Origin of the sequence: Micromonospora sp. NPDC000089, assembly GCF_042899365.1 — a bacterium.
In the GTDB taxonomy this organism is placed as follows: Bacteria; Actinomycetota; Actinomycetes; order Mycobacteriales; family Micromonosporaceae; genus Micromonospora.
Genome location: NZ_JBIAZT010000021.1, coordinates 1 through 17390, shown reverse-complemented (window position 1 = coordinate 17390; position 17390 = coordinate 1). Strand labels below are relative to the sequence as shown.

The window sequence follows — 17390 nt, the reverse complement described above, 5'->3', positions numbered from 1 at the left end:
GCGGGTCAGGGGCGGGGGAAGACGGGGACGGGTTCCTCCTCGGGGGCGAGGTCGAGGCCGGCGGGGCCGACGATCAGCGGGTCGGGCACGCCGAGCGCCTCGTCGTCCCGGTTGGTGTAGTCGAAGCGGCTCAGCACGTGCCGCATCGCCTCCAGCCGGGCGCGCTTCTTGTCGTTGCTCTTCACCACCGTCCACGGCGCGTCCGCGGTGTCGGTCCAGAAGAACATCGCCTCCTTGGCCTCGGTGTACTCGTTCCAGCGGTCCAGCGAGGCGATGTCCATCGGGGAGAGCTTCCACTGGCGTACCGGGTCGACCTGGCGGACGGCGAACCGGGTGCGCTGCTCGTTCTGCGACACCGAGAACCAGAACTTGACCAGCCGGATGCCCGAGCGCACCAGCATCCGCTCCAGCTCCGGGGCCTGGCGCAGGAACTCCAGGTAGTCCCGCCGGCCGCAGAAGCCCATCACCCGCTCCACGCCGGCCCGGTTGTACCAGGACCGGTCGAACAGCACGATCTCGCCGGCCGCCGGCAGGTGCGCCAGCCAGCGCTGGAAGTACCACTGGGTGGACTCCCGCTCGTTCGGCTTGGTCAGCGCCACCACGTGGGCGCCGCGCGGGTTGAGGTGCTCCATGAAGCGCTTGATCGTGCCGCCCTTGCCGGCCGCGTCCCGCCCCTCGAAGATGATCACCAGGCGTTCGCCGGTCTCCTGGATCCACTCCTGGAGCTTCAGCAGCTCGATCTGGAGCAGCCGCTTGTGGTGGTCGTACTCGTCGCGGGCCATCCGGTGGTCGTACGGGTAGTTCTCCCGCCAGGTGTCCACCGGGCTGCCGTCCGGGCGCAGCAGCACCGGGTCGTCGTCGTGGCCGTCCTCCACCCGGTAGTCGGCGGAGAGGTCCAGCAGGGTGGGGGTGTCGGTCATGCTCCACGCAGTTACCCCGCCGAATGGCGTTCAGCCACCTGGAGATGGCTGGCAGTTTGCTGAACGGTGACGCTCAGGTACGCAGGTACGAGGCGCCGTTGAGATCGATCACCGTACCGGCGGCCCACTCCGCCTCGGGCGAGGCGAGCCAGTGCACCGCCGCGGCGATCTCCTCCGGTCGGGCGACCCGACCGAACGGGCTCTGCGCCCGGACCGCGTCGCCGCGCGGTGACTTCAGGTGCTCGTTGGTCATGTCCGTCTCGACGAAGCCCGGCGCCACGCTGGCCACCCCGATGCCGTACGGGGCCAGCGCCACCGCGAGGGACTGTGCCATCGCGTTCAACCCCGCCTTGCTCGCCCCGTACGCCGGATTCGCCGGCTCGCCCCGGAACGCGCCCCGGGACGAGACGTTGACGATCCGCCCACCCCGCTCCCGCATGTGCTGGGCCGCGCACCAGGCGGCGTTCGCCGCGCCCACCAGGTTGGTGTCCAGCACCTCCCGCCAGCGCTGCCGCCACTGCTCGTAGCCGGTCTCGAAGACCGGGTGCGGCGGGTCCGCCGGGCCGAACACGCCGGCGTTGTTGACCAGCACGTCCAGCCCGCCGAGCAGCTCGGCTGCGGAGTCCACCATGGCGCGTACCGCGTCCGGGTCGGCCAGGTCGGCGCGGACCACCACGTGCCCGTCGCCGGGCAGCTCGGCGCGGAGCGCCTCGGCCAGCTCCGCCGAGTCGCGGTGGTGGATCGCCACCCGGTCCCCGCCCGCCGCGAACGCCCGGGCCACCGCCCGTCCGATGCCCCGCGAGGCCCCCGTCACCAGCACCGCCCGTGAAGTCACGGGGCACATCATGCCGCAGCCGGCCGCCGCGCCTTACCATGCCCCAATGGAACCCGACTGCCTGTTCTGTCGCATCGTCGCCGGCGAGATCCCGGCCACCGTCGTCCGGGAGACCGACCGCACGCTCGCCTTCCGCGACATCGGCCCGAAGGCGCCGGTGCACGTGCTGGTGATCCCCAAGGAGCACTACGCGGACGTGGTGACGCTCGCCCAGAGCGACCCGGCGCTGGCCGGCGAGGTGCTGGAGACGGCGGCCGCGGTGGCCGAGGACGAGGGGCTGCTCGGCGACGGCTTCCGGCTGATGTTCAACACCGGGGCGTACGGCGGGCAGGAGGTCTTCCACGTGCACGCGCACCTGCTCGGTGGCGCGCCGCTCGGCCCGATGCTGGCCCGGGACCTGGCGTGACCGGGGCGGTCGACCGGTTGGCGCGGCTGACCCGCCTGGTCCAGTCGCAGGCGCGGGTGCCGGCGCTGGCGGTCGCCCTGCACCGGGCCGACCGGCCGCTGTGGACCTGCGAGGTCGGCGGCACCGGCAACGACACCACCCTCGGCCCGGCCACCCGCTTCCGGATCGGCTCGGTCACCAAGACGTTCACCTCCGTGCTGGTCATGCAGTGCCGCGACGACGGGCTGCTCGACCTGGACGACCCGATCGGTCGGCACCTGGAGCTGCCGGCGCACGGCGAGCTGACCGTGCGCCGCCTGCTCTCGCACACCGCCGGCCTGCAGCGCGAGCCGTACGGGGACGTCTGGGACACCCTGCGCGCCCCCGGCGTCGAGGAGCTGGTCGCCGACCTGGCCCGGGTGGAGCGGGTGCTGCCCACCGGCCGGCGCTACCACTACTCCAACCTGGGCATGGCGCTGCTCGGCCGGCTGGTCGGCGAGCTGCGCGGCGGCAGCTGGGCCGAGGTGCTCGCCGCGCGGGTGCTCGACCCGCTGGGGCTGGCCGCCACCTCGGTGGACCCGGGCCCGGAGGCGGCGACCGGCTTCCTGGTGGACGCGTACTCCGACGAGGCGCATCCGGAGCCGCCGACCGACTTCGGCGCGGTCGCCCCGGCCGCGCAGCTGTGGAGCACCGCCACCGACATGGCCCGCTGGGCGGCCTTCCTGGCCGACCCGGCGGCGCTGGACCCGGACGGCGCGGTGCTCGCGCCGGCCACCCTGGACGAGATGCGCTGGCCGGTGACCACCACCGACGAGACGCTCTGGGCGGCCGGCTTCGGGCTCGGCCTGATCCTGCTGCCGTACCCGGAGCGGGTGGTGCACGTCGGGCACGACGGCGCGATGCCGGGCTTCCTGGCCGCCGTCTACGGCCGGCGCGGCGGCGACGGCACCGCCGGGGCGATGGGCTGCGCGGTGCTCGGCTCGTCCGGCACGGCGGGGGAGATCCTCGAGCTGCCGCACCGGCTGCTGGCCGCCTCCGCCGAGCACGACCCGGCGGAGGTGCCGCCCTGGCGACCGGGCCCGCCCGCGCCCGGGCCGCTGCGCGGCATGCTGGGCCGCTGGTGGGGCGAGGGCTTCGAGTACGTCTTCGGCTGGCACGACGGGGCACTGCGGGCCCGGGGCGCCGACGACCCGGCGGGTAAACCGCCGGCGGTCTTCGCGCCGGTGCCCGGCGAGCCGGACGTGTTCCGCACCGTCTCCGGGCGGGAGGCCGGCGAGCTGCTGCGGATGACCCGGGACGGGTCCGGGGCGGTGGTCACCCTGCACTGGGCGACCTACCGGTTCACCCGCCACCAGGAGACCTTCGACCGGTACGACTTCCGCGGTTGACCGGTGCGCGTCGGCCCGCCCGGGAAGGGGGTCCCGGGCGGGCCGACGCGTCGGCGGTGCAGTCGGTCAGCCGGTGACGGCCGCCGGGGCCGGCCAGCTGTCCCGGAAGACCTGACCGCCGTCCGCGGAGCGGGCGGTGAGCCCGGTGCCGAAGTAGGCGTCCACCTGGGCCGCCTCGCCGGCGCTCGGGTACGGGTTGGTGCAGGCGGTGCCGGCGCTGCCGCCGGACATCAGCAGCGAACAGTCGCCGTTGTAGTTGTCGGGCAGGCCGAGGATGTGCCCGATCTCGTGGGTGACGATGCGCAGCGGGCTGTACTGGGCGGCCTGCTCGGTGTCGATGTAGACGTCGCCCACGCCGAGCGAGGTGCGCACGGCGTACGAGCCACCGCCGGTGATCTGGTGCACCCGGAGGCTGGACCCGCACTGGGCCAGGGTGACGTTGGTGGCGCCGTTCCAGATCGAGGCGGCCGAGTCGGTCGTTCCGGCGTAGGCGCCGGCCTGGCTGGTGTCGTAACACACCGTGGCCGCGGCGGCGCTGGCGGGAAGTTGCGGCACGACGACGGCGGCCACGCCCACGGCTGCGGCGGTCAACCAGCGGGCGGTACGGGGTACGGACATGGATCACTCTCCTCTTCCGTGCGAACCGGACAAGAAGCAGCCAATCACGAGAATCTTTGAAGCAGAAGGTGCCAATTTTCATCCATCTCTGCTATGTCGAAAGTTGTTGCCGCAGTTCAGCGCGTTGCGGTCGATCTGCTCCCAGCCGTGACGGTGTGTCCCGCCCGGTCGCACAGCGTGACACCGGCCGGGTTCCGTGCCCCTTGGGCACCCTCCGGAAGGCGGGCGGGGCGGCGGAAATGGGCGCGGTGTCGCCGGGGTTCAACGGATACGATGGGAGCAACGTCCGCACGCCGCCGCCAGCAGGGCCCGGCACCGAGATCGGAAGCAGGTGGCGCAGGGCCCGACGGGCCCGATCTATGACCGGCACCCCACCTCCCGGCCCGCCCCGGGTGCAGACCAGGATCACCGTCCCCGATCCCAAGATCATGGTCAACCTGCTCGGCGCGGGCGACGAGATCCTGCGACTCGTCGAACGCTCGGTCGTCAGCGACGTGCACGTACGCGGCAACGAGATCACCATCACCGGCGCGCCCGCGGACAATGCGCTCGCCGAGCGCCTCTTCAGTGAGCTCCTCGAACTGATCGAGAAAGGCGAGACCCTGACCACTGACGCCGTCCGGCGTACCGTCGGCATGCTCGAGCAGGGCGGCGCCGAGCGGCCCGCCGAGGTCCTGACGCTCAACATCCTCTCCCGGCGCGGGCGCACCATCCGTCCCAAGACGCTCGGGCAGAAGCAGTACGTCGACTCGATCGACGACAACACCATCGTCTTCGGCATCGGCCCCGCCGGCACCGGCAAGACCTACCTGGCCATGGCGAAGGCCGTCCAGGCGCTGCAGGCCAAGCAGGTCGACCGGATCATCCTCACCCGGCCGGCGGTCGAGGCGGGCGAGCGGCTCGGCTTCCTGCCCGGCACGCTGAACGAGAAGATCGACCCCTACCTGCGCCCGCTCTACGACGCGCTGCACGACATGCTCGACCCGGAGACCATCCCCAAGCTGATGGCCGCCGGCACGATCGAGGTCGCGCCGCTGGCGTACATGAGGGGTAGGGCCCAGCCCTACGACGCCCGGGTCCTCACCCCTGAGGGCTTCAAGCCGTTCGGGTCGCTCCAGGTCGGTGACCTGGTGATCGGCTCGGACGGGACGCCCACCCCGGTGATCGGCATCTACCCGCAGGGCCCCAAGAAGGTCTACCGGGTCACCACGCAGGACGGGTCCTCGACGCTCTGCTGCGGCGAACACCTCTGGACCGTCGCCACTCCCGACGACAAGCGGCGCGGGCGTCGGCGCACCGTCGAGACGCAGGACATGATCGGCAACGAGTGGCGGGGCCACACCCGCCGGTACGAGCTTCCGGTCGTGGCGCCCGTCCAGATGGAGCCGAGGGACGTCCCGCTCGACCCGTACGCGCTCGGCCTGCTCCTCGGGGACGGCTCGATCTCGTGCCGCACCACCCCGGCGTTCTGCACCGCCGACCCGGAACTCGCCGTCGCGATGGAGCAGGCGCTCCCCGACATCGAGCTGGTCCACAAGAGCAAGTACGACTACGTGCTGCGCCACGTCAACGGGGGACGGGGCGTTGCACTCGCCAACCCGGTGACGGCGGCGCTGCGTCAACTGGGCCTGGCCGGTACGAAGTCCGGAACCAAGTTCGTCCCGGATGAGTACAAGCAGAACAGCCTCGAGGTCCGGCTGGCCGTGCTGCAGGGACTGCTGGACACCGACGGCGGTCTGGCCACGCAGCCCGGGCGCACCTGCCGGGTGCAGTACTCCACCAGCTCGCCTCAGCTGCGCGACGACGTGGTGTACCTGGTCCAGTCGCTGGGTGGGGTGGCAACGTGGCGGCTACGGGAGGCGGAAGGGCGCAAACCCGGCTTCGCCAACGGGCATCCCGTTCCGTACCGATCGGACTGTTTCGTGGTGGAGATTCGGCTGCCGGCCGGTATCGAGCCCTTCCGACTGTCCCGTAAGCGTCGTCTCTACGACGCGCACGGGGGCGGTCGGCCGATGCGATTCATCGACTCGATCATCCCGGCCGGCATCCGGGAAACGATGTGCATCCAGGTGGCCGCGGCCGATTCGCTGTATGTGACCGACGACTTCCTGGTCACCCACAACACCCTGAACAGTTCCTTCATTATTCTGGACGAGGCGCAGAACACCACGCCCGAGCAGATGAAGATGTTCCTCACCCGGCTCGGCTTCGGGTCCAAGATCGTGGTGACCGGTGACATCACCCAGGTGGACCTTCCCGGCGGGACCAACAGCGGCCTGCGGGTCGTCCGGGACATCCTGAAGGATGTCCAGGACGTGCACTTCGCCCCGCTCACCAGCTCGGACGTCGTCCGGCACCGGCTGGTGGGGGAGATCGTGGACGCGTACGCCCGCTGGGACGAGCGGGAGAACCAGCAGGCGCAGGGCGTGCACGCCGTGCCGGGGCGGACCGCCCAGGGCGGCCGGGCCGGCCGGCGCCGCTAACACCAGAGGAAGACAGTTGTCCATCGAGATCGCCAACGAGTCGGGTGTCGAGGTCGACACCGACGCCGTGCTGGCCGTGGCCCGGCACGCCCTCGACGAGATGGGGGTCAACCCCCTCGCCGAGCTCTCCGTGCTGCTGGTCGACATCGACTACATGACCGAGCTGAACCACCGCTGGATGGGCGGGGACGGGCCGACCGACGTGCTCGCCTTCCCGATGGACGAGGGCAGCGTCGACCACGGCCCGGGGGAGACCGGCCCGGCCGGCGGTGAGCCGGCCCTGCTCGGCGACATCGTGCTCTGCCCGGAGGTGGCCGCCAAGCAGGCCGCCGCGGCCGGCCACTCCGCCGCCGACGAGCTGCACCTGCTCACCGTGCACGGCGTGCTGCACCTGCTCGGCTACGACCACGCCGAGCCGGAGGAGGAGCGGGAGATGTTCGCGCTCCAGGCCCGACTGCTGGCCAGCTGGCGGTCGACCCGGTCCCGGTGATGGTCACCCTCGCGGCCGGCCCGACCGCCGGCCTGCCCGACCTCCAGCTGATCTTCTTCGCGGCCGGGCTGGTGGTGCTCGCCGGCCTGATCGCGATGACCGAGGCGGCGCTGGCCGCCGTCTCCCCGGCCCGGGCCGCCGAGCTGGCCCGGGACGGGGCGCGCGGCGCGCGTACCCTCCAGGCCGTCGCCGGTGACGTGGTCCGCCACCTCAACCTGCTGCTGCTGCTCCGGCTGCTCGCCGAGCTGACCGCCACCACCCTGGTGGCGCTGGTCGCGGTGGACAGCTTCGGCGCCGGCTGGCGGGCCGCGCTGGTCACCGCCGGCGCGATGACCGTGGTCAGCTTCGTGGCGGTCGGCGTGGCGCCGCGCACCCTGGGCCGGCAGCACGCGTACGCGGTCGGCCGGGCGGTCGCCCCGCTGGTGCGCTGGCTGGGCCGGGCGCTCAACCCGCTCGCCTCGCTGCTGATCCTGATCGGGAACGCGGTCACCCCGGGGCGCGGCTTCCGGGAGGGGCCGTTCGCCAGCCAGATCGAGCTGCGCGAGCTGGTCGACCTGGCCGAGCAGCGCGGGGTGGTGGAGCACGGCGAGCGGCAGATGATCCACTCGGTCTTCGCGCTCGGCGAGACCATCGCCCGGGAGGTGATGGTGCCGCGGACCGAGATGGTGTGGATCGAGGAGGGCAAGACGCTCTCCCAGGCGCTCGCGCTCTTCCTGCGCTCCGGCTTCTCCCGGATCCCGGTGATCGGGGAGAGCGTCGACGACGTGCTCGGCGTGCTCTACCTCAAGGACCTGATCCGCCGCACCCAGGGCGGCGATCCCGGTGCCGACGAGCTGCCGGTCGCCCAGTTGATGCGCCCGGCCACCTTCGTGCCGGAGTCCAAGCCGGTCGACGACCTGCTGTCGGAGATGCAGGCCGCCCGCAACCACCTGGTCATCGTCGTCGACGAGTACGGCGGCACCGGCGGCCTGGTCACCATCGAGGACATCCTGGAGGAGATCGTCGGCGAGATCACCGACGAGTACGATGTCGAACGCCCGCCGGTGGAACACCTGGACGACGGGTCGGTGCGGGTCACCGCCCGGCTTCCGGTGGAGAATCTGGGCGAGCTGTTCGACACCGAGCTGCCCACCGACGAGGTGGAGACGGTCGGCGGCCTGCTCGCCCAGGCGCTGGGCCGGGTGCCCATCCCGGGCGCCCTGGCCGAGGTGGCCGGGCTGCGCCTGATCGCCGAGGGCACCACCGGCCGGCGCAACCGGATCGACAGCGTGCTGGTCAGCCGGGTGGAACCGGGTGACGAGCCGGTCGCCGGCCGGGCCGCGCCGGACAACGACAACCGAACCGAGGAGAGGCTACCCGCCGATGCCTGAGACGCCCGCCGTGCCGGCCGCCCGGCCCACCCCGTCCGACCCGGGCGCGCTGAGCGCCGAGGACGGCAAGCTGGTCGTGCTGGCCCGGGGCGCCCGCGGCCGGGTGGCGGCCGTCGAGGGCGCGGCGGTCCGCGACCAGGACGGCCGGACGTACGCCGCGGCCAGCGTGTCGCTGCCCTCGCTGACCCTCACCGCGCTGCAGCTGGCGGTGGCCTCCGCGGTGGCGGCGGGCGCGAGCCGGCTGGAGGCGGCGGTGGTGGTGACCGAGGCGTCGACGCTGGACGGCGCCGGGCACGCCGCGGTGCGCGACCTCTCGGCCGACGCGCCGATCCACGTCGCCGCCCCGGACGGCACGGTCCTCGGCACGGTGGTCGAGTGACCAGCACCGACCAGCGGCCCTACCGGGCGGGCTTCGCCTGCTTCGTCGGGCGGCCCAACGCCGGCAAGTCGACGCTGACCAACGCCATCGTCGGGCAGAAGATCGCGATCACCTCGAACAAGCCGCAGACCACCCGGCACGTGATCCGGGCGGTGCTGCACCGCCCCGACTCGCAGCTCGTCCTGGTCGACACCCCGGGCCTGCACCGCCCCCGGACGCTGCTCGGCGAGCGGCTCAACGACCTGGTCCGCACCACCTGGTCCGAGGTCGACGTGATCGGGCTGTGCATCCCGGCGGACGAGCCGGTGGGCCGGGGCGACCGGTTCATCAGCGGCGAGCTGGCCGAGCTGAAGGCCACCGTGCTCGCGGTGGTCACCAAGACCGACCTGGTGGACAAGAAGCGGCTGGCCGAGCAGCTGCTCGCGGTCAGCGAGCTGGGCGACTTCGCGGCGGTGGTGCCGGTCAGCGCGGTCTCCGGGCACCAGGTCGGCACCCTGGTCGACGTGATGACCGACTACCTGCCGCCGTCGCCGCAGCTCTACCCGGACGACATGCTCACCGACGAGCCGGAGCAGGTGCTGGTCGCCGAGCTGATCCGGGAGGCCGCGCTGGAGGGCGTCCGGGACGAGCTGCCGCACTCCATCGCCGTGGTGGTGGAGGAGATGATCCCCGAGGGTCAGCTGCTGAAGATCTACGCCGACCTGTACGTCGAGCGGCCCAGCCAGAAGGCGATCGTGCTCGGCCACAAGGCGAGCCGGCTCAAGGAGGTCGGCACCACCGCCCGCAAGCAGATCGAGGAGCTGCTCGGCACCCGGGTCTACCTGGACCTGCACGTCCGGGTGGCGAAGGAGTGGCAGCGCGACCCGAAGCAGCTGCGCAAGCTCGGTTTCTGATGTCGGGCGTGGCCGACGAACCGGGCCGGACGGCCGGCACGGTGCTGGTCACCGGGGCGGCCGGGCGGATCGGCGGGATGCTGCGGCCACGGCTGGTCGCCGGGGGCTGGGCGTTGCGGCTGCTCGACCGGCAGGACCAGGCCCCGGCCGGGCCGGGTGAGCCGGTCCAGATCGTCCGGGCCGACCTGGACGACGCCGCCGCGCTGGCCCGGGCCTGCGTCGGGGTGGACGCGGTGCTGCACCTGGCGGCCCTGCCGCACGAGGACAGCTGGGAGAACATCCTGCGGGTCAACGTCGACGGCACCCGTACCGTGCTGGAGGCGGCGCGGGCCGCGGGCGTACCCCGGGTGATCCTGGCCTCGTCCAACCACGCGGTCGGCTTCTACCGGGACGAGGCCGCGGGGCGGCCGGCGCCCGACGGCCCGGCGGGCGGGGTGCCCGCCCCGCGCGGCGCGGACGGCGTGCCGGCCGACGCCGTGGCGCGGCCGGACAGCTTCTACGGCTGGAGCAAGGCGGCGATCGAGTCGCTGGGCAGCCTCTACGCCGACCGGTACGGGATGACCGTGTTCGCGCTGCGGATCGGCGCCTGCTTCGTCCGGCCGCCCGGGCTGCGCGGGTTGGACATGTGGCTCTCCCCGGACGACTGCGCCCGGCTGGTCACCGCCTGCCTGACCACCGGGGTCACCGGCTTCCGGGTGATCTGGGGGGTGAGCGCGAACCGCCGCCGCTGGTGGTCGCTGGCCGAGGGCCGTGAGATCGGCTTCGCGCCGCGCGACGACGCCGAGGCGTACGCCGGGCCGGGCCTGCCCACGCCGGACGAGCGCCGGGCGGCCGGCCTGCTGGGCGGGTCCTTCGCCGTCCGCCCGCTCGGCGAGCCCCACTGACCGCCGCGGCGGCTCGGCCGCCCCCGGGCACGGCTCGCCCGGAGCGGCCGCTGGGGCGTTCGCCCCCGTTCGACCCGGGGGGACGTATGGGAAGTTTCACTTCCGGCCCGGGGGGTTGGCGGTTTCCGGCGAGCGGCCCGGAGGGTAGGGAAGACCGACCCCTCCCTGCCCCCGACACAGATGCTGCCTGATGCGTAACCGATACCTCGACCTGCTCCGGTTCCTGGCCATCGTCCGCGTCGTGGTCTACCACGTCACCGGGCTGGCCTCACTGACGCTGATCTTCCCGGCGATGTCGATCATGTTCGCGCTCGCCGGGTCGCTGATGGCCGCCTCGCTCACCAGGTCGGGGTCGTCCGCGGTGCTGCGCCGGTTGCGCCGGCTGCTGCCCTCGCTGTGGGTGCTCGCCGCGATCTTCGTGCCGGCCATGCTGCTGACCGGCCTGGCGCCGACGTGGAAGGCGCTGCTCTGGTTCTTCCCGGTCGCCGACCCGCCGGCCAACGACTGGGGTTCGCTGGCGCTCAGCCCGATCTGGTACCTCCGGGACTACCTGTGGTTCGTGCTCGCCTCCCCGGCGGCGCTGTGGCTGTTCCGCCGGGCGCCGCTGCCCACCCTGCTCGGCCCGTACGCCCTGCTGGCGGCGATCGAGGTGGGTGGCCTGCCGGCCGTCCAGCCGGTGCGGGAGTTCGGTCTCTACTTCGGCGCCTGGCTGCTCGGCTTCGCCCACCACGACGGCGTGCTGCGCCGGCTGGCCAACCGGGTGCTGGTGCCGGCGGTGTTGCTGCTGGCCGGCGCGGGCGGGGCCTGGATCCTCACCCACCCCGGCGCGCGTGGCTACGACCTGAACGACATCCCGCTCGGCAACGCGCTCTGGTCGGCCGCGTTCATCCTGGTGATGATCGGCCGGGCGCCGGCCACCGCCGCGTGGGTGGACCGCCGGGCAGCGTTCGGCCGGCTGGTGACCCTGCTCAACCGGCGGGCGCTGACCGTCTACCTCTGGCACATGTCGTTCGTGGTGGCGCTCACCCCGCTGGTCGGCCTGGTGGGTTGGGGCCCGCGCGAGCCGGTGGGGCTGGCCATCCGGGTGGTGCTGGTCTTCGCCCTGGTCGGGGTGGTGACGCTGGCCGTCGGCTGGGTGGAGGACGTGGCCGCCCGCCGGCCACCCGAGCTGGTCCCCGGTGGTCGGCCGGCCCGGCGCCCGGTCCGCCCGGGCGGCGTTCCGGTCCTGGTCGGGGCGGCCTCCCGGGCCGCCGCCGCGCCCACCAGCCCGGCGCCGGCCGGTGCCCGGTCGGCCGCGCCGGGCCGGTCGGTCGTCCCGGGCCGGTCGGTCGTCCCGCGGCAGCGGACGCCCCGGGACGACGTCCCGGACGAGCCGACCACGGTCGAGCTCAACGCGCGCTGACCTCGACGTTCCCGCTGCCCGCGCCGACGTCGAGCAGCACGGTGGCGCTCGGGTCGTCGGTGACGCCGAGCCGGGCGTCACCCGAGCCGGTGCTGGATCGCACCCGGTACCGGCCGGTCGGCACCACCAGCCGCACGTCGCCGCTGTCGGCGTGCGCCCGCGCCGACGCCGGCTTGTCCAGCTCCACCGTGACGTCGCCGGAGCCGGCCTGGGCGGCGACCTCACCGCCGAGCCGGACGCCGGTGATGTCACCCGAGCCGGTGTGCAGCTCCACCGGGGCGGCCACCCCGTCCACCGTGATGTTCCCCGAGCCGGTCTCCGCCCGGACCGCGCCGGTCGCGCCGAGGATCCGCAGGTCGCCCGAGCCGAGCTTGAACTCGACCGGCCCGGTGCCGGCCAGTTCCACGTCGCCGGAGCCGGTCTCGCCCCCCACCCGCACCCCGGGCGGGGCGGTCACCTCGTACGAGACGGAGCAGCGGAAGCCGCAGTCGGTGTTCAGCACCAGCTCGTCGCCGCTGACCGTGTACGTGGTGTCCGGCTGGTCGCCCTGGTAGCGCAGCACCCGCTTGACGTGGACCTCGGTGGCCGGGCCGGTGGCCCGGACCGTCACGTCCCCCGCGCCGGGCCGGACCGTGACGCGCTTGATCGCGACCGACTCGGTGGTGTCGAAGTCGAGCCGGCGGGTGGACAGCGTGTCGCACCCGGCGGTGAGGATGAGCGTCGCGGCCGCGCCCAGGGCGACGGCGGTGCGGGGGAGTGCCATGGCAGCAACCTACGGCCGGCCCCGGGCGCCGCACATCCGGGGCGATCCGCCGATCCACCCCGAACCGACCCTGATTTCCGACCCCGAGGGAGAATGGCCCGATGGCCGGGTACCGCCGACAGCTCTACCGCGACGACGCGGTGGTCCTGCGCGTGCAGAAGCTGGGCGAGTCCGACCGGATCATCACCCTGCTCACCCGCCGGCACGGCCGGCTGCGCGCGGTGGCCCGCGGGGTGCGGCGCACCACCAGCAAGTTCGGTGCCCGGCTGGAGCCGTTCGGCCACGTCGACGTGCAGCTCGCCGGCGACCCGAAGGGCAACACCGGCAGCTCGCTGCACAGCGTCAGCCAGGTCGAGGGGATCGAGCTGTACGGCAAGCGCTTCCTCGGCGACTATCCCCGCTACACCGCGGCCAGCGCGATCGCGGAGACCGCCGAGCGGCTCACCCCGGTCGAGCGGGAGCCGTCGCTGCGGCTGTTCCAGCTCACCCTGGGCGCGCTCAAGGCGCTGTCCCGGGGCGAGCACGACACCGGCCTGGTGCTCGACGCGTACCTGCTGCGCGGGATGTCGCTGGCCGGCTGGGCACCGGCGCTGACCGCCTGCGCGGTCTGCGGCACGCCGGGGCGGCACCGGGCCTTCTCCGTACCGGCCGGCGGCGCGGTCTGCCCGGACTGCCGTCCGCCCGGCGCGGCCCATCCCGCCCCGGCCACCATCGACCTGATGTCCGCGCTGACCGGCGGCGACTGGGTGGTCGCCGACGCCACGAGCACGGGGGTACGCCGGGAGTGCAGCGGCCTGGTCGCGGCGCACCTGCAGTGGCACCTGGAGCGCGCGCTACGCTCGCTGCCGCTGGTCGACCGGGGGACGGCCGGCGCTGCCCCGCCCTCGGGCGGTGGCGCGCCCGGTCCGGTCCCGTCGTCGGGCGGTGGCGCGGCCGGCCCGGTCCCGTCGCCGCGCGGCGCGGTCGCCCGGGTGGACGGCGTGGACAGGGGGAAGAGCGAGTGATCCGATCGTTGAGGGCCGGCCGGCGCGAGCCGGTGCCGCCGACACCGCACCCGTCGGGCGCCCGGCCGCCGGCGCTGCCCGCCGAGGCGTTGCCCCGGCACATCGCGGTGGTGATGGACGGCAACGGCCGGTGGGCCAAGGAGCGCGGCCTGCCCCGCACGAAGGGTCACGAGCAGGGCGAGCACAGCCTCTTCGACACCGTCGAGGGCGCGATCGAGCTGGGCGTGCCCTACCTGTCGGCGTACGCGTTCTCCACCGAGAACTGGCGGCGCTCGCCGGACGAGGTCCGCTTCCTGATGGGCTTCAACCGGGACGTCATCCGCCGCCGCCGGGACCAGCTCGTCGAGCTGGGCGTCCGGGTGGTCTGGTCGGGGCGGGCCGGCCGGCTGTGGAAGAGCGTGATCTCCGAGCTGCAGACCGCGGAGGAGATGTCCCGCGACAACTCGACGCTGACCCTGCAGTTCTGCGTGAACTACGGCGGACAGGCGGAGATCGCCGACGCGGCCGCCGCGATAGCCCGGGACGTGGCGGCCGGCCGGCTGGATCCGGCGAAGGTCACCGAGAAGACCGTCGCGAAGTACCTCTACCACCCGGAGATCCCCGAGGTGGACCTCTTCCTCCGCCCGTCCGGCGAGGAGCGGATCTCCAACTTCCTGCTCTGGCAGACCGCGTACGCGGAGCTGGTGTTTCTGGACACCCTCTGGCCGGACTTCGACCGCCGCCACCTGTGGTACGCCTGCGAGCTGTACGCCCAGCGGGACCGCCGGTTCGGTGGCGCGCTGCCCAACCCGGTGGCCCCGCCCGCGCCGGGGGCGTAGCTCACGGTTGGCGACCCGCCGCTCGGGGTATCTCCACGTGCAACAGACACGACGCGGAGGTGAACCCACATGATTCAGAAGCGGATTGCCCAGTGGGCGGTCATGGCGGTCGCCGTGCCGCTCGCGGCGGCCGGTGCCCGTCGGCTCAGCAGCACCCTGGAGGCCCGGCGTGGCCCGTCCGGCGTGAGCCGGCTGCTCACCAAGGGCGCCGACATGCTGCGCCCGCAGAAGGCGAAGCGTCGCCGGTTCTTCTGACGTGACCCGACGGCGCCGTCACCCGCGCGGGTGACGGCGCCGTCGCGCGTCCACGGCCGGGCGGGTCAGCCCCGACGCCCGCGATCGGGCGCGGTCATGTCGCCCGTCCCGGGCGTGCCGTCGGCCAGCGCGTACCGCAGGTGCACGACGCCCTTCGGGCCGGCCACCGGGGGCGCCAGCAGGGTGAGATTGGTCGGCGCCGCGCCGCCGTCGAACAGCTTCTTGCCGACGCCGAGCACGATCGGGTGCACCCAGAGGTCGAGCCGGTCGAAGAGCCGCTCGCGCAGCAGCGTCTGCACCAGGTTGAGGCTGCCGACGACCTTCACGTGCTCGTGCCTGTCCCGGATCTCCCGCACCGCGCCGGCCAGGTCCCGGCCGAGGTGCGTCGAGCCGGCCCAGGACAGGTCCGGCCGGCCACGCGAGGCCACGTACTTCGGGATGCCGTTGAACAGCGTGGCCATCGCGTTGTTTCGGCCGTCCTGCCGCGGCCAGTAGGCGGCGAAGATGTCGTACGTCCGGCGGCCGAGCAGCAGGGCGTCCGTGCCCTCGTACGCGGCCGCGACCTGCGCCCCGGCGACGTCGTCCAGCAGCGGCTCCTGCCAGCCGCCGAACGGGAACCCGATCGGGTCCTCGTCGGGGCCGCCGGGCGCCTGCCCGACCAGGTCGAGGGTGGTGAACAGCTCGATGTGGATGAGGCCCATGCCCCTGCTCCCGATCTTCTCGGTTGTCACGGTCGGGGGGTGGACCGGTGGGCGCCGGCGATCTCATCGCTCCGCCGGCGCCCACGTCGATCGAGCGGTCCTCTCAGGCCTCCACCTCGGAGCGGTCGGCGGCCCAGCGGGTGTGGAAGGAGCCGTCGCGGTCGACGCGGTGGTAGGTGTGCGCGCCGAAGTTGTCCCGCAGGCCCTGGATCAGCGCCGCCGGGAGGCGCTCGGCGCGCAGCGCGTCGAAGTACGCCAGCGACGAGGAGAACGCCGGGGTGGGCACGCCGGCCCGGGCCGCGTCGGCCACCACCCGCCGCCAGCTCGGCACGCCGTCGCTCACCGCGTCGGCGAAGTACGGCGCCACCAGCAGCGTGGACAGCCCGGGCTCGGCGTCGTACGCCTCCCGGATCCGGTTCAGGAAGCGGGCCCGGATGATGCAGCCGCCCCGCCAGATGGTGGCGGTGCCGCCGAGGTCGATGTCCCAGTCGTACTCGTCGCTGCCGGCGCGGATGTGGTCGAAGCCCTGCGCGTACGCGACGATCTTGCTGGACAGCAGCGCGCGCCGGACGTCCTCGACGAAGGCGTCCCGGTCCTCGACCTGCCACTTCTCGCCCGCGTCGCCGAAGGCGCGGCGGGCGGCCGCGCGCTGGTCGGCGTGCCCGGACAGCGACCGGGCGAAGGTGGCCTCGGCGATGCCGGTGATCGGGATGCCCAGGTCCAGCGCGCTCTGCACCGTCCAGCGGCCGGTGCCCTTCTGCTCCGCCTGGTCGAGCACCACGTCGACGAACGCCCTGCCGCTGGCGGCGTCGGTGTGCGCCAGCACCTCGGCGGTGATCTCGATCAGGAACGACTCCAGCTCGCCGGTGTTCCACTCCCGGAAGATCTCCGCGATCTCCGCCGGGCTCGCCGACAGCCCGGCCCGCAACAGGTCGTACGCCTCGGCGATGAGCTGCATGTCGGCGTACTCGATGCCGTTGTGCACCATCTTGACGAAGTGGCCGGCGCCGTCCGGGCCGATGTGCCGGCAGCACGGGACGCCGTCCACCTGCGCGGCGATCTTCTCGAAGATCGGCCCGAGCTTCTGGTACGACTCCGCCGAGCCGCCCGGCATGATGCTCGGCCCGCGCAGCGCGCCCTCCTCGCCGCCGGACACCCCGGTGCCGACGAAGTGCAGCCCGTGCTCGCGCAGCGCCTCCTCCCGGCGCCGGGTGTCGGCGAAGTGCGCGTTGCCGGCGTCGACCACGATGTCGCCCTCTTCGAGCAGCGGCACCAGCTCGTCGATCACCGCGTCGGTCGGCGCGCCGGCCTTGACCATCACGATCACCGCGCGGGGCCGCTCCAGCGCGCCGACGAAGTCGGCCAGCGACTCGGCCGGCACGAAGGTGCCCTCGTCACCGTGCTCGGCGACCAGGCTGCGGGTGCGCTCCGGCGACCGGTTGTGCACCGCCACCCGAAAGCCGTTGCGGGCCAGGTTGCGGGCCAGGTTGCGGCCCATCACCGCCAGCCCGGTCACGCCGATCTGCGCCGTCGCCTGCTCAGCCATCCGTACCCGCCACCTCTCGTCGCCGTACCCGTCCTGCGACCGTATCGCGGTCGGCGCGTCGCCGGGCCGGGGCGGCGACGCTCGGTGAACGGCGCGGCACGGACGGTGCCGCGACGGATCCGGCCGGGGGGGGGGGGGGGGGGGGCCCCCGCCCCCCCCCCCCCCCGCGGGGGGGCGCCCCCCCGGGGGGGGGGGGGGCCCCCCCCCCGCCCCCCCCCCCCGGCCCCCCGCCCCGGGGGGCCCCCCCCCCCCCCCC

Annotated in this window: 17 protein-coding genes and 3 pseudogenes; 14 read left to right on the top strand and 6 right to left on the bottom strand. The window is 73.7% G+C overall.

Features of this window, described 5'->3' with window-relative positions; translation table 11 throughout:
• Nucleotides 1–5: 5 nt before the first annotated feature.
• Both ppk2 and ACFY3U_RS26070 read right to left on the bottom strand, forming a co-directional pair.
• On the bottom strand, nt 6–920 hold the full coding sequence (ppk2, locus tag ACFY3U_RS26075) for a polyphosphate kinase 2 (protein WP_387206341.1): 915 nt from the start codon (nt 918–920) through the stop codon (nt 6–8).
• Between the two features lie 73 nt (nt 921–993).
• Nucleotides 994–1755: an SDR family NAD(P)-dependent oxidoreductase gene (locus ACFY3U_RS26070; protein WP_387206339.1), complete on the bottom strand. Its 762-nt coding sequence runs from the start codon at nt 1753–1755 to the stop codon at nt 994–996.
• A gap of 46 nt (nt 1756–1801) precedes the next feature.
• Here ACFY3U_RS26070 and ACFY3U_RS26065 point away from each other — a divergent pair, with 46 nt between their 5' ends.
• A complete protein-coding gene (locus tag ACFY3U_RS26065; protein WP_387206337.1) occupies nt 1802–2161 on the top strand; it encodes a histidine triad nucleotide-binding protein in 360 nt (119 codons plus the stop codon).
• A complete protein-coding gene (locus ACFY3U_RS26060) occupies nt 2158–3528 on the top strand; it encodes a serine hydrolase domain-containing protein (protein WP_387206335.1) in 1371 nt (456 codons plus the stop codon). Before ACFY3U_RS26065 ends, ACFY3U_RS26060 begins: the two co-directional genes overlap by 4 nt.
• A gap of 66 nt (nt 3529–3594) precedes the next feature.
• Here the strand turns inward: ACFY3U_RS26060 and ACFY3U_RS26055 are convergent, their stop codons facing one another.
• Nucleotides 3595–4146: a snapalysin family zinc-dependent metalloprotease gene (locus ACFY3U_RS26055; protein WP_387206334.1), complete on the bottom strand. Its 552-nt coding sequence runs from the start codon at nt 4144–4146 to the stop codon at nt 3595–3597.
• 359 nt (nt 4147–4505) lie between these two features.
• Between ACFY3U_RS26055 and ACFY3U_RS26050 the strand changes: the two are divergent.
• The 9 genes and pseudogenes from ACFY3U_RS26050 to ACFY3U_RS26010 form a co-directional block, all read left to right on the top strand.
• Nucleotides 4506–5247: pseudogene (locus tag ACFY3U_RS26050) on the top strand (PhoH family protein); the annotation flags it as partial.
• Between the two features lie 212 nt (nt 5248–5459).
• A pseudogene (locus ACFY3U_RS26045) lies at nt 5460–5957 on the top strand (LAGLIDADG family homing endonuclease); the annotation flags it as partial.
• Nucleotides 5958–6266: 309 nt separating this feature from the next.
• Nucleotides 6267–6629: pseudogene (locus ACFY3U_RS26040) on the top strand (PhoH family protein); the annotation flags it as partial.
• Between the two features lie 16 nt (nt 6630–6645).
• The gene (ybeY, locus tag ACFY3U_RS26035; RefSeq protein ID WP_387206332.1) at nt 6646–7119 is read left to right on the top strand and encodes an rRNA maturation RNase YbeY; all 474 of its coding nucleotides are present in this window, start codon (nt 6646–6648) and stop codon (nt 7117–7119) included.
• Nucleotides 7095–8489 (top strand): hemolysin family protein, encoded by a 1395-nt coding sequence (locus ACFY3U_RS26030; RefSeq protein WP_387206445.1) that lies wholly within the window; start codon nt 7095–7097, stop codon nt 8487–8489. The genes ybeY and ACFY3U_RS26030 overlap by 25 nt, the downstream gene beginning before the upstream one ends.
• On the top strand, nt 8482–8868 hold the full coding sequence (locus ACFY3U_RS26025; RefSeq protein ID WP_387206330.1) for a cytidine deaminase: 387 nt from the start codon (nt 8482–8484) through the stop codon (nt 8866–8868). The genes ACFY3U_RS26030 and ACFY3U_RS26025 overlap by 8 nt, the downstream gene beginning before the upstream one ends.
• On the top strand, nt 8865–9761 hold the full coding sequence (era, locus tag ACFY3U_RS26020; RefSeq protein WP_387206328.1) for a GTPase Era: 897 nt from the start codon (nt 8865–8867) through the stop codon (nt 9759–9761). Before ACFY3U_RS26025 ends, era begins: the two co-directional genes overlap by 4 nt.
• Nucleotides 9762–9769: 8 nt before the next feature.
• Nucleotides 9770–10645, top strand: coding sequence for an NAD-dependent epimerase/dehydratase family protein (locus ACFY3U_RS26015; RefSeq protein WP_387206326.1), 876 nt, complete (start codon nt 9770–9772; stop codon nt 10643–10645).
• 190 nt (nt 10646–10835) lie between these two features.
• On the top strand, nt 10836–12047 hold the full coding sequence (locus ACFY3U_RS26010) for an acyltransferase (RefSeq protein WP_387206324.1): 1212 nt from the start codon (nt 10836–10838) through the stop codon (nt 12045–12047).
• Here the strand turns inward: ACFY3U_RS26010 and ACFY3U_RS26005 are convergent.
• Complete coding sequence (locus tag ACFY3U_RS26005; protein WP_387206322.1) at nt 12034–12810, bottom strand: DUF4097 domain-containing protein; 777 nt, start codon at nt 12808–12810, stop codon at nt 12034–12036. The two genes, ACFY3U_RS26010 and ACFY3U_RS26005, sit on opposite strands and share 14 nt — an antisense overlap.
• Nucleotides 12811–12911: 101 nt before the next feature.
• On the opposite strand from ACFY3U_RS26005, the gene recO reads away from it, so the two are divergent.
• The 3 genes from recO (at nt 12912) to ACFY3U_RS25990 (ending at nt 14887) form a co-directional block, all read left to right on the top strand.
• Nucleotides 12912–13814: a DNA repair protein RecO gene (gene recO / locus ACFY3U_RS26000; protein ID WP_387206320.1), complete on the top strand. Its 903-nt coding sequence runs from the start codon at nt 12912–12914 to the stop codon at nt 13812–13814.
• A 32-nt stretch (nt 13815–13846) separates the two neighbouring features.
• Nucleotides 13847–14632 (top strand): isoprenyl transferase, encoded by a 786-nt coding sequence (locus ACFY3U_RS25995; protein WP_387206443.1) that lies wholly within the window; start codon nt 13847–13849, stop codon nt 14630–14632.
• A gap of 69 nt (nt 14633–14701) precedes the next feature.
• Nucleotides 14702–14887: a hypothetical protein gene (locus ACFY3U_RS25990; protein WP_387206318.1), complete on the top strand. Its 186-nt coding sequence runs from the start codon at nt 14702–14704 to the stop codon at nt 14885–14887.
• Between the two features lie 65 nt (nt 14888–14952).
• Here the strand turns inward: ACFY3U_RS25990 and ACFY3U_RS25985 are convergent, their stop codons facing one another.
• Nucleotides 14953–15588, bottom strand: coding sequence for a dihydrofolate reductase family protein (locus ACFY3U_RS25985; RefSeq protein WP_387206317.1), 636 nt, complete (start codon nt 15586–15588; stop codon nt 14953–14955).
• A gap of 103 nt (nt 15589–15691) precedes the next feature.
• Nucleotides 15692–17134: an NADP-dependent phosphogluconate dehydrogenase gene (gene gndA, locus ACFY3U_RS25980; protein WP_387206315.1), complete on the bottom strand. Its 1443-nt coding sequence runs from the start codon at nt 17132–17134 to the stop codon at nt 15692–15694.
• Nucleotides 17135–17390 lie beyond the last annotated feature (256 nt).

What these genes read in the sequence shown, in the direction of transcription:
- recO (WP_387206320.1), top strand. Translation starts at nt 12,912, where the DNA reads ATGGCCGGGTACCGCCGACAGCTCTACCGCGACGACGCGGTGGTCCTG.
- ACFY3U_RS25990 (WP_387206318.1), top strand. Translation starts at nt 14,702, where the DNA reads ATGATTCAGAAGCGGATTGCCCAGTGGGCGGTCATGGCGGTCGCCGTG.
- gndA (WP_387206315.1), bottom strand. Translation starts at nt 17,134, where the DNA reads ATGGCTGAGCAGGCGACGGCGCAGATCGGCGTGACCGGGCTGGCGGTG.
- ACFY3U_RS26065 (WP_387206337.1), top strand. Translation starts at nt 1,802, where the DNA reads ATGGAACCCGACTGCCTGTTCTGTCGCATCGTCGCCGGCGAGATCCCG.
- ACFY3U_RS26025 (WP_387206330.1), top strand. Translation starts at nt 8,482, where the DNA reads ATGCCTGAGACGCCCGCCGTGCCGGCCGCCCGGCCCACCCCGTCCGAC.
- ACFY3U_RS25985 (WP_387206317.1), bottom strand. Translation starts at nt 15,588, where the DNA reads ATGGGCCTCATCCACATCGAGCTGTTCACCACCCTCGACCTGGTCGGG.
- ACFY3U_RS26005 (WP_387206322.1), bottom strand. Translation starts at nt 12,810, where the DNA reads ATGGCACTCCCCCGCACCGCCGTCGCCCTGGGCGCGGCCGCGACGCTC.
- ACFY3U_RS26010 (WP_387206324.1), top strand. Translation starts at nt 10,836, where the DNA reads ATGCGTAACCGATACCTCGACCTGCTCCGGTTCCTGGCCATCGTCCGC.
- ppk2 (WP_387206341.1), bottom strand. Translation starts at nt 920, where the DNA reads ATGACCGACACCCCCACCCTGCTGGACCTCTCCGCCGACTACCGGGTG.
- ACFY3U_RS26055 (WP_387206334.1), bottom strand. Translation starts at nt 4,146, where the DNA reads ATGTCCGTACCCCGTACCGCCCGCTGGTTGACCGCCGCAGCCGTGGGC.